This window comes from Cellulomonas sp. B6 (genome assembly GCF_001462455.1).
In the GTDB taxonomy this organism is placed as follows: Bacteria; Actinomycetota; Actinomycetes; order Actinomycetales; family Cellulomonadaceae; genus Cellulomonas.
The window spans coordinates 20,040-35,488 of record NZ_LNTD01000166.1; the positions used below are offsets into that span (position 1 = coordinate 20,040).

At 74.9% G+C, this 15,449-nt stretch carries 13 protein-coding genes; 4 read left to right on the forward strand and 9 right to left on the reverse strand.

Translation table 11 applies throughout. From position 1 onward, the window contains the following. Nucleotides 1-40 precede the first annotated feature (40 nt). The 5 genes from ATM99_RS14575 to ATM99_RS14595 form a co-directional block, all read right to left on the reverse strand. Nucleotides 41-865, reverse strand: coding sequence for an ABC transporter ATP-binding protein (locus ATM99_RS14575; RefSeq protein ID WP_062103592.1), 825 nt, complete (start codon nucleotides 863-865; stop codon nucleotides 41-43). Further along, nucleotides 862-1,992: an iron chelate uptake ABC transporter family permease subunit gene (locus ATM99_RS14580; RefSeq protein WP_223305128.1), complete on the reverse strand. Its 1,131-nt coding sequence runs from the start codon at nucleotides 1,990-1,992 to the stop codon at nucleotides 862-864. Before ATM99_RS14580 ends, ATM99_RS14575 begins: the two co-directional genes overlap by 4 nt. Beyond that, a complete protein-coding gene (locus ATM99_RS14585) occupies nucleotides 1,989-3,047 on the reverse strand; it encodes an iron ABC transporter permease (RefSeq protein ID WP_082659807.1) in 1,059 nt (352 codons plus the stop codon). Before ATM99_RS14585 ends, ATM99_RS14580 begins: the two co-directional genes overlap by 4 nt. Before the next feature lie 25 nt (nucleotides 3,048-3,072). Next, nucleotides 3,073-4,035, reverse strand: a complete 963-nt coding sequence (locus ATM99_RS14590) for an ABC transporter substrate-binding protein (RefSeq protein ID WP_062103593.1) — start codon at nucleotides 4,033-4,035, stop codon at nucleotides 3,073-3,075. Between the two features lie 87 nt (nucleotides 4,036-4,122). Continuing rightward, nucleotides 4,123-5,007 (reverse strand): siderophore-interacting protein, encoded by an 885-nt coding sequence (locus tag ATM99_RS14595; RefSeq protein WP_062103594.1) that lies wholly within the window; start codon nucleotides 5,005-5,007, stop codon nucleotides 4,123-4,125. Between the two features lie 160 nt (nucleotides 5,008-5,167). Here ATM99_RS14595 and ATM99_RS14600 point away from each other — a divergent pair, with 160 nt between their 5' ends. Further along, the gene (locus ATM99_RS14600; protein ID WP_062103595.1) at nucleotides 5,168-6,361 is read left to right on the forward strand and encodes a Fic family protein; all 1,194 of its coding nucleotides are present in this window, start codon (nucleotides 5,168-5,170) and stop codon (nucleotides 6,359-6,361) included. A gap of 47 nt (nucleotides 6,362-6,408) precedes the next feature. Here the strand turns inward: ATM99_RS14600 and ATM99_RS19430 are convergent, their stop codons facing one another. Beyond that, nucleotides 6,409-6,816, reverse strand: a complete 408-nt coding sequence (locus ATM99_RS19430; protein WP_062103596.1) for a PIN domain-containing protein — start codon at nucleotides 6,814-6,816, stop codon at nucleotides 6,409-6,411. Then, nucleotides 6,801-7,058 (reverse strand): type II toxin-antitoxin system Phd/YefM family antitoxin, encoded by a 258-nt coding sequence (locus ATM99_RS19435; RefSeq protein WP_062103597.1) that lies wholly within the window; start codon nucleotides 7,056-7,058, stop codon nucleotides 6,801-6,803. The genes ATM99_RS19430 and ATM99_RS19435 overlap by 16 nt, the downstream gene beginning before the upstream one ends. Before the next feature lie 95 nt (nucleotides 7,059-7,153). Between ATM99_RS19435 and ATM99_RS14615 the strand changes: the two genes are divergently transcribed. After that, nucleotides 7,154-7,705, forward strand: a complete 552-nt coding sequence (locus ATM99_RS14615; protein ID WP_062103598.1) for a DUF427 domain-containing protein — start codon at nucleotides 7,154-7,156, stop codon at nucleotides 7,703-7,705. Nucleotides 7,706-7,708: 3 nt separating this feature from the next. Here the strand turns inward: ATM99_RS14615 and ATM99_RS14620 are convergent, their stop codons facing one another. Then, the gene (locus tag ATM99_RS14620; protein ID WP_062103599.1) at nucleotides 7,709-9,856 is read right to left on the reverse strand and encodes a DEAD/DEAH box helicase; all 2,148 of its coding nucleotides are present in this window, start codon (nucleotides 9,854-9,856) and stop codon (nucleotides 7,709-7,711) included. 431 nt (nucleotides 9,857-10,287) lie between these two features. Between ATM99_RS14620 and ATM99_RS14625 the strand changes: the two genes are divergently transcribed. Then, on the forward strand, nucleotides 10,288-10,848 hold the full coding sequence (locus tag ATM99_RS14625; RefSeq protein ID WP_062103600.1) for a hypothetical protein: 561 nt from the start codon (nucleotides 10,288-10,290) through the stop codon (nucleotides 10,846-10,848). A gap of 67 nt (nucleotides 10,849-10,915) precedes the next feature. Here the strand turns inward: ATM99_RS14625 and ATM99_RS14630 are convergent, their stop codons facing one another. Beyond that, nucleotides 10,916-12,781: an endo-1,4-beta-xylanase gene (locus tag ATM99_RS14630; RefSeq protein ID WP_082659811.1), complete on the reverse strand. Its 1,866-nt coding sequence runs from the start codon at nucleotides 12,779-12,781 to the stop codon at nucleotides 10,916-10,918. A gap of 378 nt (nucleotides 12,782-13,159) precedes the next feature. Between ATM99_RS14630 and ATM99_RS14635 the strand changes: the two genes are divergently transcribed. Then, nucleotides 13,160-15,449: endo-1,4-beta-xylanase (locus ATM99_RS14635; RefSeq protein WP_190278843.1), on the forward strand; the 2,290-nt coding region annotated here is incomplete at its 3' end.

Sequence of the window (15,449 nt, forward strand, 5' to 3'; positions counted from 1 at the left end):
GCGCCGGCCGGGGTCCGGCGGCCCCGGCGCCCGGCGGCGGTCAGCGGGTGTCCGCGGGGACGACGAGCGGCGCACCCGTCACGGGGTCGGGCACGACGGTGGCGTCGAGCCCGAACACGTCGCGCACGCGCTCGGCCGTCACGACCGCGGCGGGGTCGCCCTGCGCGACCACGCGCCCGTGCTTCATCGCGACGAGGTGCGTCGCGTAGCGGGCCGCGTGGTGCAGGTCGTGCAGCACGGCGACGACCGTGCGGCCCTGCACGTGCAGGTGGTGCAGCAGCGTGAGCACCTCGAGCTGGTGCGTGACGTCGAGGTACGTGGTCGGCTCGTCGAGCAGGACGAGCGGCGTGTCCTGCGCGAGGACCATCGCGATCCACGCGCGCTGCCGCTGCCCGCCGGACAGCTCGTCGAGCCGACGGTCGGCGATGTCGGTGGTGCCGGTCGCGGCGAGCGCGCGCTCGACCGCGTCGACGTCGGCCGCCGAGTAGCGGCGCAGCACGCGCTGGTGCGCGAACCGGCCGCGCGCGGCGAGCTCGGCGACCGTGATGCCCTCGGGCGCGGTCATGGTCTGCGGCAGGAACGCCAGGCGCCGGGCCCGTTCGCGCGCCGCGTAGGAGGTCAGCGGTGCGTCGTCGAGCAGCACGCGCCCCGCGGCGGGCGTGAGCAGCCCCGACAGCGCGCGCAGCAGCGTGGACTTGCCGCACGCGTTGGGGCCGATGATCACGGTGAACGAGCCGTCGGGCACCGCGAACGTGAGGTCCTCGCTGACCGTGCGGGCGTCGTAGCGCAGCGTGACGCCCTCGGCGCGCAGCCGCGACGCGGTGCCGAGGTGGTGCGGCGAGGTCGGGGCGGTCGTGGCGGTCATCGGGTCCTCGCCTCTCGGAGCAGCAGCCACAGCAGGTAGGCGCCGCCGATCACGACGGTGACGACGCCGACGGGCACGGTCAGGGGCAGCACGTGCTGCGCGACGAGGTCGGCGCCGAGCAGCACGACCGCGCCGACGCCCGCGCTCGCGGCGAGCGGGATGCCGGGCGACCCGGCGGCGCGGCGCGCGATCTGCGGGGCCGCGAGCGCGACGAACGCGACGGGTCCGGCGACGGCGGTGACGGCGCTGACGAGCCCGACCGCGGCGACCAGCAGCACGGTGCGGTCGCGGCCCGCGGCGACGCCGGTGGTCGCGGCGACGTCCTCGCCCAGCTCGAGCTGCGCGAGCGCACCGGCGCGGGTCGCGACGACTGCGAGCAGCACGACGACGCACACCGCGACGGGCCGCACGAGCTCGGCGGTCGCGGTCGTGAGCGTGCCCGCGCCCCAGGCCGACGCGAGCAGCGCGGTCTCGAGGTCGGCGCGCAGCAGCACCCACGTGTTGAACGCGCCGAGCATCGACGACACCCCGATGCCGACGACGATGAGCCGGAACCCCTGCAGACCGCCGCGGTGCGCGAGCAGGTGCACGACCACGGCCGTGAGGACCCCGCCGACCAGGGCGCCGACCGTGCGGGACGCCCAGCCGCCGCCCAGCGACACGAGCGCGATCAGCATGCCCGTGAACGCGCCGTTCGACAGGCCGACGACGTCGGGGCTCGCGAGCGGGTTGCGCGTCACGGCCTGGAACACGCCGCCCGCGACGGCGAGCGCGGCGCCGAACAGCACGGCCGCGGCGACGCGCGGCAGCCGCCACTCGAGCACGACGGTCGCGGCGAGGCCCTGCGTGCGGCCCGTGAACGCGCCCACGACGTCGGGCCACGGCACGGGGAAGTCGCCGACCGCGAGCCCGACGACCGCGAGGACCAGCAGCACGGCGGCCAGCACGAGGCACAGCACGCCCTCGCGCACGCCGACGCCCACGTGCAGCCGGTCGGTGCCGACGAGCACGCGCGGGCGCGGGCCGCGCAGCAGCCGCACGGGAGCGGCACGGCGCGCGGGTGCGGCCGCGGGCGCGGTCGGGGCGGTGCCGGCGGCGTCGCGCACGTCCGGGCGCGTGGCGGTCACAGCGCCGTGGCCCGTCGGCGGCGCGCGAGCGCGATCATCACGGGCGCACCGACGAACGCGGTGACGACGCCCACGGGCATCTCGCCGGGCGGCACGGCGACGCGCCCCACGACGTCGGACGCGACGACCAGCACGCACCCGCCCAGCAGCGACCCCGCGAGCACGCGGCGCTGGTCGGTGCCGAGCGTCCACCGCACGACGTGCGGGACCATCAGCCCGACGAACGCGACGGGCCCGGCGATCGCGGTGGCGCCGCCCGCGAGGACCGTGACCGCGGCGAGCACGAGCACGCGCGTGCGGCGCACGTCGACGCCCTGCGCCTGCGCGACGTCGGGCCCGAGCGCGACCGCGTTGAGGCTGCGCGCCGTGAGGGCCGCGACCAGCAGCCCCAGCACGATCAGCGGCAGCACCGGCAGCACGACCTGGGGGCCGCGCTCGAGCAGGCTGCCGGCGGCCCAGCCGCGCATGCGGTCGAACGTGTCGGGGTGCGTGAGCGTGAGCCCGCTCGTGAGGCCCGCGAGCACGGCGCCGACCGCGACGCCCGTGACGACGAGGCGCGCGGGGCTCGCGCGCAGGTCGGCCGCACCGCCGAGCACGTGCACGCCGACGGCCACGACCAGCGCACCGAGGCACGCGAGCCACATGTACCCCGCGGGCATCGTGACGCCCAGGAACGTGATGCCCAGGGCCACCGCGAACGCCGCGCCGGCGTTGACGCCGAGCAGGCCCGGGTCGGCGAGCGGGTTGCGCGTGAAGGCCTGCATGAGCGCGCCCGCGACGCCGAGCGCGCCGCCGACCACGAGGCCCGCGAGCGTGCGCGGCAGCCGCTGGTCCCACACGACGAACCGTGCGGTGTCGGTGCCGCGGCCCAGCAGCGCGTCGAGCACGTCGCCCGGCGGCACGGGGTTGGCCCCGACCAGCACGGACAGCGCGACGACCCCGAGCAGCACCGCGAGCGCGCCGACCACCCAGCCGGCGGCGTGCCGGCGCGGCGGACGCGCCCGGCCCGGCGACCGGAGGGTCGCCGGGCGGGCGGTCGGTGCTGCGGTGCTCACGGGTGCGCGGGTCGGCCGGTGCGGGTCAGGACGCCGCGGAGAGGATCTTCTCGATGTCGTCGAGCACGGCCTGCCCGCCGAGCGGGCCGACGCCCGTGATCCACCACGCCTGGTCGACCAGGTGCAGCTGCGGGAACGCCGCGGCGTTGGCGCGCACGGCCTCGGGGACGCTGGACTCGTCGGTCACGTCGGTCGTCGTGACGAACACGTGGTCGGCCTTCGCGTCGAGCACGTTCTCGGGCGAGACGTCGACCGAGATCGAGTTCTCCCAGTCGCGCTCGGGGGTCGTGAAGCCGACGCACTCGAGCGTGCTGCCCGCGAACGAGGTGGGGCCGTAGAGCGTGAGGATGCCGTCGCGCGGGCGGATGAGCTGCGCGGTCTGGCCGGCCGTGCCGAACTCGTCGGCGATCTTCTTGCAGCGCGCGTCGTACGCGTCGAGGAGCTTCTGCGCGTCGGACTCGTCGCCCAGGGCGGTCGCGGTGAAGCGCACGTTGTCCTGCCACGGGTCGGTCTGCGTGGCCATGAAGACGGTGGGCGCGACGTCCGAGAGCTGGTCGTACAGCGCCGAGTGGCGCGACTCGGTGCCGATGATGAGGTCGGGCTGCAGGGCCGCGATCTTCTGCACGTTCGGCTCCTGCACGGTGCCGACGGTCTGCACGTCGGCCGCGGCGTCGCCGAGGTAGGCGGGCACGCCGAGGGCCTCGTTGAGCACGGCGGCGCCGACGGGCTCGACGCCCAGCGCGACGGCGGTGTCGAGCTGCACGGGCTCGAGGACGACGACGCGCTGCGGGTGCGCGGGGACCTCGGTCTCGCCGCGCGCGTGCTCGACGACGCGGGGCGCGTCGGACGCGTCGGCGGAGGCGGACGGCGTGGGGTCGGCGGTGCCGGCGTCCGCGTCGGCGGCGCACGCCGAGAGGCCGAGACCGAGGGCCGTGACGGCCGCGAGCACCGCGACCCGCGACCGCACCGTGGAGACTGCTGAACGCACGCCAACTCCTTCGTCCGTGACGGTCCGCCCGTCGCGGACCGGGGGTGACGTTAGCAAAGCCTTACCTCACCGCGTACGTGCGGTCCGTCACACGGCGACCGCGTAGCCAGCGGGTTCGGGTGCCGGGACCCCGCGCGGGCGGTCGTGCCAGTACCCCTGCGTGTGCACGCGCTCGGGCGCGAGGCCCGCCCCGGCGAGCGCGGAGCGCGCCCCGGCCAGGCGCGTGCTCTCGGTCGCGACCCACGCGTAGAACGCGTCGCCCGCGGCCGCGGCGGCGGGCCCGTGCGCGGCGACCCACGACTCGACGGCCGCCACGAGCGCCTGCCCGCCGCGCCGCCCGTGGCGGAGCAGCACGTGCGCGTCGTGCTCGGCCGTGACGTCGTCGAGCGTCGCTGCGTCGGCCGCGTGGCCCGCCTCCAGCAGGACCGTCGCGCGCACACCCGCGGGCAGCGCCGCGAGGATGCCGCGCACGGCGGGGTACGCGGTCTCGTCGGCCGCGAGCAGCACGCGCTCGACCGCGCCGCCGGGGCACCACTGCACGCCGTGGTCGGGCGCACCCGCGCGCACGTCGGGGCCCGAGACCAGCAGCGCGTCGCCCGGGCGGGCGGCGAGGGCCCACTCGCTCGCGGGGCCCGCGGGGTCGTGCACGTAGAAGTCGAGGTCGAGCTCGCGCGCGTCGGGCCGCACCTCGTAGGCGGTGTAGCTGCGCAGCACGGGCCGCCGCTGCTCGGGGACCGCGCGCCACACGCGCCGCCACTCGCGCTCGGGCAGCCCGGGCAGCAGGCCGTCGCACGGCTCGCCCAGCAGGATCTTGATGCGCTGGTCGAGCCCGTACGGCGCGAACACGCCCAGGTCGGGCCCGGCGAGCGTCACGCGCACGAACCCGGGCGAGAGCCGCACGACGCGCGTCACGACCGTCGCGAACAGCACGTTCGGCGACGTGCGGAAGCGGGGCTCGACGGCGGGAGGCACGGGATAAGGGTTGCCATACCTCAGCCCTCACGTCCAGTCCGCGCCCGCGCCCGCGACCGCGACCGCAAGGATCGTCGGCCGTCGCCAGGGTGTCCTGCCGGAACGATGTGAGTGAAGATTATCGCTGTAGCCTTCAACTGCGCGCGACCAGAGGAGAAGGATGACCACCGACGAGATGTGGCCGGCGGTCGACCACGAGGCGCTGCCCTGGGCCGCGACGAGCCCCTACCTCGACGCGTTCCAGCGACGGCGCGTCGCGCGCCCCTACGAGGCCGCCGTGCCACCGTCGATCGCGGCGGCGAGCCCCCGCGTCAGCGCCCGGGTGGCGACGCTCGCCGAGGAGGCGACGCTCGACGTCGCGCGCTTCGACAGCGCGATGGCGTCGCTGCCCGTCCCCATGCCGACCGTGCTGCTCCGCACCGAGTCGGCGTCGAGCTCGCAGATCGAGCACCTCACCACGAACGCGCGCAACCTCGCGCTCGCGTCGCTCGGCGTGCCGTCCCGGCAGAACGCCGACATCGTCGCAGCCAACGTCCGAGCCATGACGGGTGCCCTCGCCGCGGGCGACGACGTCACCGCAGCGGGCATCCTCGCGGTCCACCGCGCGCTCCTGGCGGAGTCGGAGCCCGAGACCGCGGGACGCTGGCGGTCGGAGCAGGTGTGGGTGGGCGCCTCACCGATCAGTCCGCACGGTGCCGACTTCGTCCCTCCGCACCACGATCGCGTGCCCCTGCTCGTCGACGACCTCGTCGCGTTCGCCGCGCGGGACGACGTGCCCGCGCTCGTCCTGGCGGCCGTCGTCCACGCGCAGTTCGAGACCATCCACCCGTTCACCGACGGCAACGGGCGCACCGGGCGCGTCCTGGTCCACACGGTCCTGCGTCGACGCGGTCTCGCGCTGCACACGACGGTCCCGGTGTCCGCCGGGCTGCTGCGCGACCCGGAGTCGTACTTCCGCGCGCTCGGCGCCTACCGGGACGGCGACCTCGACCCGATCGTCGAGCAGATCGCGTCGGCCGCGGTCGCCGCGACCGCGAACGGCCGCCAGCTCGCCGCCGAGGTCGTCGCCGCCCGCGCACGCTGGCACGACGCGATCACCGCGCGGTCGGACTCGGCGGCGTGGCCGTTGTCCGACCTGCTGTTCTCCCAACCCGTCGTGACCGCCGAGTACGCGGCCCGCATGCTCGGGGTGTCCGACCGCGCGGCACGGAACGCGATCGAGGTGCTCCAGGAGGCCGGGGTGCTCCACTCCCCGTCGACCGGCCACCGTGCACGGGTGTGGCAGGCACCCGAGGTGCTCGCCGCGATGGACGCCTTCTCGGCGCGCGCGGGGCGGCGACGCGCGGGACGGTGAGCCGGGCGCCGCACACTCGGGCCCGGCCCGCGCCGATTCGCCGACTCTCAGAGCCGCGGGACGAGGACCACCTGGACCTCGGGGAGGTCGCCGAACCGCGCGCGGGCGTCGCACGACGCGACCGTACGACCGTGCTCGGCGGCGTGCGCGGCGATGATCAGGTCGTGCGCCCCCCGCGGCTGGCCCGCGCGGCGGACGTGCGCGATCAGACGCGCGTGCTCGGCGGCGGTGCGCTCGGTGTAGTCGAGCACGGTGATCGCCGACGTGATCGCGGCGAGCACCCGCGCACGGTCGGCTGCCCGCTGCGCGGTGTCGGCGAGCTCGATGCCCGTGCGGAACTCCGCGACCGTCACCGCGGCGATCGCGAGGTCGTCGTCGTCGAACAGGTCGCGGTCGACGGCGCCGCGCTCGTAGGCGATGAGCGTCGTGGTGTCGAGGATCAGCCGGCGTGCCACGGGTCGCTCTCCTCGGCCGTGAGCAGCGCGGTCGCGCCGGCGACGTCGCCCTCGAGGTCGTCGTCGAGCGTGGGGACCCCCGCCAGCGCGGCGCGGAGCGCACTGCCGGTCGTGGAGACCGCGGGCGCGATCTGGGCGACGACGCGCCCGCCACGCGTGATCGCGATCGTGTCGCCGTGCTCGACGGCGTCCAGCAGGTCGGAGAAACCGCGCGAGGCGTGCGTGGCGGTGACGGTGCGCATGACAGGATCGTACGCGCACATCTGAGAATCTGATAGGAGTGACCCCGTGGTTTGCCGCGGGTGCGCGCCGTCGGCCCGCGGGCGACAGTGGGGCCATGACGTCGGACACCTCGGCCTGGCACCCGCGCACCACCCCGCCCGGCGGCCGCGCCGCCGTCCCGCCCGGGCCCGGGCAGGAGTCCGTCTGGGACTACCCGCGGCCGCCCGCGGTCGTGCCGAGCGACGAGCACGTCGTCGTGCGGCTCGGGGACACGGTGGTCGTCGACACGCGCCGCGCGCTGCGCGTGCTGGAGACGTCGCACCCGCCGACGTACTACCTGCCGCTGGCCGACGTCGCGCCCGGTGCGCTCGCGCCGGTCGCGGGCCCCTCGACGGTGTGCGAGTTCAAGGGCCGCGCGACGTACTTCGACGTCGTCGGCACCGACGCGGGCGCGCGCGTCGTCCGCCCGCGTGCCGCGTGGGGCTACCCCGACCCGCGGCCCGGGTACGAGGCGCTGCTCGACCACGTCGCGCTCTACCCGGCCGGGCTGGTCTGCACGGTCGACGGCGAGGTCGTCGAGGCGCAGGAGGGCGACTTCTACGGCGGGTGGCGCACGCGCCGCGTCGTCGGGCCGTTCAAGGGCGGCGCGGGCACCTGGGGCTGGTGACGCTCAGGCGGCGACGCCCTCGGCGCGCAGCGCGTCGGTGAGCAGGCCGACCAGGGCGTCGAGCTGCACGTCCGTCGACGCGGCGTCCTCGTCGAGCGCGACGCCGTCGAGCGCCGCCGCCGCGAGCCCCGACTTGGCGTCGATGAGCTCGGCGATGCGCGCGTCGATGGTCTGCGCCGCGATGACGCGCCACGCCGTGACGGGCTGGTCCTGGCCGATGCGGTGCACGCGGTCGATGGCCTGCGTCTGCTCGGCGTCGGTCCACGGCAGCTCGGCGAGCACGAGGTTCGACGCGACCTGCAGGTTCAGCCCGACGCCCGCCGCCATGAGCGAGCACACGACGATCTGCACCTCGGGGTCCTCGACGAACGCCGTGACGTTCTTCTCGCGCTGGCGCGGGGTCTGGTCGCCGCGGATCGACGCGTGCTTGAGGCCGCGCTCGGTGAACAGCTGCTCGGCGGCGTCCATGACGTCGACGTGCTTGGCGAAGAACACGACCTTGCCGACGTTGCGCGCGAGCTGCGCCGCGTAGTCCGCCGCGAGCCCGGCCTTCGCCTGGCCGATGCGGCGGACCATCGTGAAGACGTTCTCGCCCTTCTTCTTCGACGACGCGTCCTTGAGCTCGGCGGCCGCGACGCGGCGCGCGAGGTCGAGGTCCACGCGGTCGACGATCTCGCCGCGGGCCGCGACGGCCGAGCGGTAGTGCTCGACGAGGCGCTGCGCGAGCGCCGCCTCGGCGGCACGGATCGAGCGGCCGACCGCACCGTCGAGCTCGACGGGCAGGTCCGCGACGCGTCGCGCCGGGATGTCCGCGGCGACGTCGACCTTGCGGCGTCGCACGATGCCCATGTCGATGACGGCGGCGCGCGCCTCCCGGGCGAACCCGGGGTCGGCGGGCGTCAGGCCCGTCTCCTCGAGCGCCGACATGAGCGGTGCGAGCGGCTTGTCGTCGTCGATCCACCCGAGGAACTGCCAGATCGCGCGGAAGTCCTCGATGTCGTTGATGAGCGGCGTGCCCGTCAGCGCCATGAGCAGCGGCCGCGTGGCGCGCAGCCGGATCTTGTCGGCGATGCCCAGCACGTGCTGCGAGCGCAGCGACGACTTGTTCTTGATGAAGTGCGCCTCGTCGACGACCATGCCGCGGAACCCGTGCGTGCCGAGCCACCCGGCGTGCCGGTCGAGGATGTCGTAGTTGACGACCACGACGTCGGCGAACCCGTCGACGTCCTCGCCGTCGCCGTGCACCACGGTGACGTTGCGCAGCGGCAGCCACATGCCGACCTCGTGCGCCCAGTTGGTCTTGACGACGTTGGGGACGACGACGAGCAGCGGGAACGCGTCGGCGGCCTGCGCGGCGAGCAGCGCCTGCGCGGTCTTGCCGAGGCCCGGCTCGTCGGCCAGCAGGAACGTGCGGTGCCCGCGCGCGGCGGCGGCCACGAGCCGCGCCTGGTGCGGCATGAGCTCGCGCCCGTGCAGACCCGGCAGGGTGCGGACGTCGGGCAGCTCCATGCACGCGGGCGAGCCGTTGGCGGCGCGCTCGAACGACCGGAACAGCGGCTCGAGCAGCTCCCACCCGTCGAGGCGGTGCGTGCGAGGCGCGGCGCGCAGGGCCGCGGCGGCCTCGAAGTCGGGTGCGAGGAACGGGTTGGCCAGGCGCGCGGCGATCACCGACTGCGGGACGACCCGCCTCTCGGTGGCGGCGGTCGGCGCGGGCGCCGGGGCGGGCTCGGGCTCGTCGGGGACGTCGAGGCCGCCCGCGCGCATCACGGTCTCCTTGTAGGAGCGCGCCGCGTCGGAGAGCTTCGCGTCGTCGCTCAGCAGCGTCAGCAGGGTCGTGTCGCGCGCGGCGATGCGTGCGAGCTGCGTCGCGACGCCGTCGAGCCGCTTGAGCTGCTGCGCCTTCTTCGCCTCCGACAGGTCGGCGTCGGCCATGACGCGAGCCCGCTCCTCGCGGACGAGCAGCGCGACGACCTGGAACTTGGTCCGCACGCCGGAGCGCGTGGGCGTGCGCTGCACGGCGTCGTCGACCTCACGGGCGATCCCGGCGAGGACGGGGATGATCCCCTCCTGGTCGGGGTGCGCGGTGCGGCGGCGCTGGCCGCCCGCGTCGGGGCGCGCACGCCCGGGGCGTCGCTGGCCGGCTCGGGCCACAGATCCTCCTCCAGCTGCGATGCCTGCACCGTCAGCACGATGCAGCACGACGGGCCGCGGCCCACGGGCGGGCCGCTCACGCCGGGCGCCGCGCACCAAGGACGGTGCGTACGCCGACGGCGGCACGGGCCGTCCGCCCGTCGGGGGCGGGCCACGGACCTCGAGGTCCGCTCCCAGCTCTCCCGGCGCGTCGACGACGCGAGGCCCCCATCTGATCACACGTGGGGCCCGATCCACGAGCGGCGGGCCGCGCGCGGGCAGTCACCACGTCGCGGGAGCACCGCTCGGTCCCGGCTCGACGCCGGGCACTGGGCCGACCGGGTGGTCGTGCGCACGGGAGTCACGAGGTCCCAGGTCGCGACACCTCCGCCGTCGCTACGCTCCGACCGCCTGCCCGGGGACGGCCCGGGCCGCTCGCCCTGGAGCCGATCATGTCCGACGCCATCGTCGATCCCCCTGCGCCCACGCAGCCCGCGCCCACCCCGGCCCCGGAGAACCTCGGACGGGGAACGCTGGCCGCTCTCCTCACCGTCCCGGTGGGTGTCGGCGTGTGGGTCCTCGTGTGGAGCCTCGGCTTCATCGCGTCGCTCGTGGGCGCGCTCGTCGCGTTCGGGGCGCTGCGCCTCTACGTCTGGGGCGCCGGACGCATCAGCCGCCCGGGCGCGGCGATCGTGCTGCTCGTCACGGTCCTGACGCTCGTCCTCGCGTTCTTCGGCGGGATCGTGTACGACGTCGCCGCGGGCCTCGGCGAGCTGAGCGGTACGGGCACCTGGTCGATGCTGTGGCACCCGCAGTTCTGGCCGGCGTTCAGCGAGCTGCTGCCCGAGCTCTTCCCGGAGTACCTGCCCGACTTCGGCTGGGCGCTGGGCTTCGGTGCGCTGGGGTCGTTCGCGACGCTGCGCGCGGCGTTCGCCGCGGGTGGCGCGCCGGCCGCGCCCGCACCGGCGACGCCGCCGACGACCGACCCGCAGGCGTTCCCCGAGCAGCACTGACCGACGGTGTCGCCGCGCCGGCCCCGGGGAGGTTCCGCCTCCCCGGGGCCGGTGCGTCGTGCGACCGCTACCGCCGCTCGAGCGCGGCGACCGCCTCGTGCAGCGCGGCCGTGGCCGCGTTGACCTTGCCCTGCGCGCCCGGCGTCACGAGCACCGCGACGACGCGGCCCAGCACGGCCTTGACGCGCGCGATGCTCAGGCCCGTGAAATCCTTCGCGCTGAGCTTGAGCGCCTTGACCTCGGCGATCGCGGCCTCGAGCTTCGAGGTGTCGACGACCGGGTGCCGCTGCCCGAGCCAGCGCTCGGGGTTCGCGGACGCGGCGGCGCCGAGCTTCTCGGAGAAGTCGCTGTTGAAGATCAGCGGGTTGTGCGTGGACCGCCACGACGCCTGGTCGGTCATGCCCCAGAACGTCACGCGGTTGATGTCGGTCGAGTACTTCTTGTAGACGGCGAAGTACTCGGCGAACCGCTGCGCCTGGATCTTCTCGAGCTCGGCGCGGTTGCTGATCTTGCCGACCCAGTAGTCGAACTCGCCGCGCGAGATGCGGTCGGCGACGGTCGGGTCGGTGAGGTCGCGGTACGCGGCGCGGTCCTCCCCCTCGGGCTGCCCGTTCCACGCCTCCCAGACCTGCAGGTCGAGCTCGCTGATGCTGGCGGTGAAGCCGGCCTCGGTGATGAGCTGCAGCGACCGCTCGACCGACGCCTCGTTCGAGCACGCGCCGGGCTGCCACTCCGCCGCCGCGTCCGTGACGAGCGAGCGCAGGCGCGTGCGGTCCGAGCACGCGAACGCGGGGGTCTGGTTGATGTAGTTGTGCGACTGCAGGCCGATCGACTCGACCAGCTGGCGCGGGTCCTCGGGGTGCTCCGCCTTGTAGCGGGCGTTGAGGTCGGTGGCCATCGCGAGGATCGCCTGCGCCTTGCCCTCGGACTGGAAGACGTTGAAGTCGTTGTACTCGAGGCGGGTCTCGGGCCCGTACTGCCGCGCGTAGACGAACGCGTCGTACAGGAAGTCGGCGGGGTGCTCGCCGGCGGCCGTGTCGGCACCGTTGGCGTACGCGCTGTACCAGCGGGACTGCCCGCCGTTCGGGCCGCCGCGCAGGTAGTCGCGCCAGTCCTGCGTCGCGGGGTCGAACTCCGCGAGCCCGTCGACGAACGCCTCGTTGACGACGTCCCACGACTCGGCCTTGCCGCGGTAGTGCGTGAGCACCTCGCGGATGTAGTCCTCCATGTTGGCCTTGGCCTGCGCGCGCGTGCCGCCCGTGGCGCCGCTGTTGATCCGCGCGGGCGACTGCCCGTGCCACACCAGCACGTGCCCGTGGACCTTCATGCCGCGGGCGAGCGTCTGGTCGACGAACGCGTCGGCGGGGCCGAAGTTGAACGTGAAGTCGCCCGTCACGGGGTCGATGTTGCTGTTGGGCAGCAGCTGGTCGGGCTTCATGTTGTTCTCGGCGGTCATCACCGAGTAGTGCCGCGCGACCGTCGACGAGGTCGGCGACCCGTCCGCGTAGGTGCCGGCGTCGGAGTAGATGTTCCCGACGTCGAAGTAGTCGCGGTACACGTCCTTGAGCGGCGCGATCTGCGGCCGGAACGACGTCTCGAGCGTGACGTCGCCCTCGGGCATCGTGAACGACAGGGCGCGTGCGCCGATCCACGCGAGGTCGGCGGACGTCCAGCCGGCCCACACCTGCCCCGCCCCGGGCGTCGCCGTGAGCTCGACCGTGTCGCCGGGCGCGTACGTGCCGCCGCCGGTGACGGTGCCCGCGCCGGTCGCGCGGATCGTGACGTCGTACGTGGCCGCGTCGACCGCGGCGTGCGCGGGTGCCACGAACCCGACGGTCGCGAGCGCGACCGCGAGGCCCGCGCCGGCCCAGCGCACGGGCCGCCTCCCGTCGCGCCGTGCCTCGGTCCGGCCACCTCTGGTCCGTCGGGTCATCGACTGCTCCTCCCCAAGGGTCGACCCGGGCAGGCGCGCGCCGCAGGACCACGTCGTCCTGCACGTCCGCGCTGCTCAGGGGTTCGACGCGCGGGCGACGACCGCCCGCGACGACGCGGGAGGACCCGGCGTCGGGTCCCGGGCGGCGCCACCGTCGTCGTCGACGGCAAACGCTCGCCACACCGCGTGGGCGACACCGTAGGCGCGGCCGGAAACGGACGTCAAGACCCGACCAACCGGACGTGGCGGACTCTTGACAACCCCGGAGCGTGGCGGGCTAGGTTCGACGTCATCACGGGTGGAGAACGTTTGCCATCGTCCTCCGCCGTCGCCGAGCCCCGCGCACCGTCGCGCCGGGGAGCGCCCCTGGAGGCACCCATGCCGGGTCCGGACGTCACCGCACCCCTGCGCCCGCTCGTCCCCCGTCGTCGTCGCGCGGGCCGCACCGCCGCCCGTGTGGGCGCACCGCTGCTGGCCGCGGTGCTCGCGGTCGGTGCGCTCGGGCCCGCCGGCCCCGCGGCGGCCGCGCCGGAGCCCGCCGCGCTGCCCGAGCCGGGGCAGACGTTCGAGCACTACCCGCCCATGAAGGACCAGCACGCCGACCGGTTCTCGATGGGGATCTTCGGGGCGGGCGAGATCGAGGGGCTGCTGTACAACTACGCGTCGTACACGCCGGGCAACGAGATGAAGCCCGAGAGCACGCAGCGCGACAAGGGCGTGTTCACGTACGACGCGGCCGAGGCGGCGTTCGCGCGGTACACGTCGCGCAACCCCGACCTGGCGCTGTACGGGCACACGCTCGCGTGGCACTCGCAGTCCCCGACGTGGCTGTGGGACGCGCCGCCCGCGCGGTTCGACCAGCCGGGCACGTTCGACCGCGACACCGCGCTGGCGAACCTCAACACACACGTCGAGAACGTGCTGGGGCACTTCGGGGACCGGCTCGTGGCCGTCGACGTGGTCAACGAGGCCGTCGGCACCGCGAACCCCGCGGACTGGCGCGGCTCGCTCGCCAAGGGCGAGGGCTGGTACCAGGCACTGGGCGCCGACTGGGTCGAGCTCGCGTTCGTCAAGGCCGCCGAGGTCGTCGACGCGCACGGCTGGGACGTCAAGCTCACGTACAACGACTTCGGCCTGGACTCCCCCGCCAAGGCGCGCGTGGTCTACGAGATGGTCAAGGACATCAACGCGCGGCACGCGGGCGAGCGGCCGGGCGGGCGTCCGCTCATCGAGGTCATCGGCATGCAGGGCCACTACAACCTGGCCACCGACGTCGCGGCCGTCGAGCAGAACATCCGGCTGTTCGCGTCGCTCGGGGACGTCGAGGTGCACGTCACCGAGATGGACATCGCGCTGCCGCCGGGCGAGCTGACGCCCGAGGCCGAGAACAACCAGGGCATGAAGTACGCCGAGCTGTTCAAGGTCTACCGCGACTACGGCGCGGGGCCGGGCAACACGACCGGCAACCCGAAGGTCGTGCACGCCGTGAAGCTCGCGGGCGTGCGTGACGTGCGGCAGGGCTGGAAGGGCGGCGAGTTCGCCATGCCGTACGACTACGACGGCAACGCCAAGCTCGCGCTGCTGGGCATCCTGTACCCCGAGGAGTTCCTGGCGACGCACGAGTACGTGGACCTGCCGGGCGGCGGCGACCGCGAGCCCGTGCCGGGCGTGCATGTGTACGACACGTCGCTGGGCGACGCGTGGAGCGGCGCGAACGTCGTGCTGGGCGACGACGCGACGGTGTGGCCGTGGTCGACGACCGACGACGGCGAGGTCGCGTTCCGCCCCGAGGCCGGTACGACGTACCGGCTGACGGTGAGCTACACCGCGAAGGGCACGACGGCGATCCGCGTGCGCTGGCTCAAGGACAACACCAACGGCGGGTACACCACGAGCGACGGCGCAGTCATCAACGACCACCAGTACGCCGCCGGGCAGGTGGCCACCCACATCCCCGCGTACTTCAACAGCGGCATGGTCAACATGGGCAGCTACGACCTGGTCACCGAGATCACGCTCGACGGCGACCAGCCCGCCGACGGCCTGATCGGCAACATCGGCATCCGCGGCGGCGGGGGCGGCAACGCGTTCTCGATCAACGCGCTGCGCGTCGAGAAGCTCGGCGCCGGTGGCGCCGAGACCGTGGCGCAGTGGCCAGGTGAGGTCGCGCAGCCGCCGGCCACCGCGCCGTCCGCGCCGACAGCCGTCACCGCGACTGCGGGCAACGGCACCGCGGACGTGTCCTGGACCGCGCCGTCCGACGACGGCGGCAGCGCCGTGACGTCCTCGACCGTGACCGCGCAGCCGGGCGGGGCCACGTGCACGACGGACGCCACCGGGTGCACGGTCACCGGGCTGACGAACGGGACGGCGTACACGTTCACGGTGACCGCGACGAACGCGGCCGGCACGTCGGAGGCGTCGGCGCCGTCGGCCCCCGTGACGCCGTTCGGGGCGCCCGGGACCCGCGGGGCGGTCGCGCTGGCCGTGTCCGCCGAGGCGGTGTGCGTCGACGGGACGCCACGCGTGACCGTGCGCGTGCGGAACGCCGAGCGCGTACCCGTGCTGGTCGCGGCGACGTCGCCGTGGCGCGGGGTCGGCGGGTGGCTGGTGTGGCCGGGGTCGACCGTGCAGAAGACGTGGACCGTGCCGGGCACGAGCGTCGAGG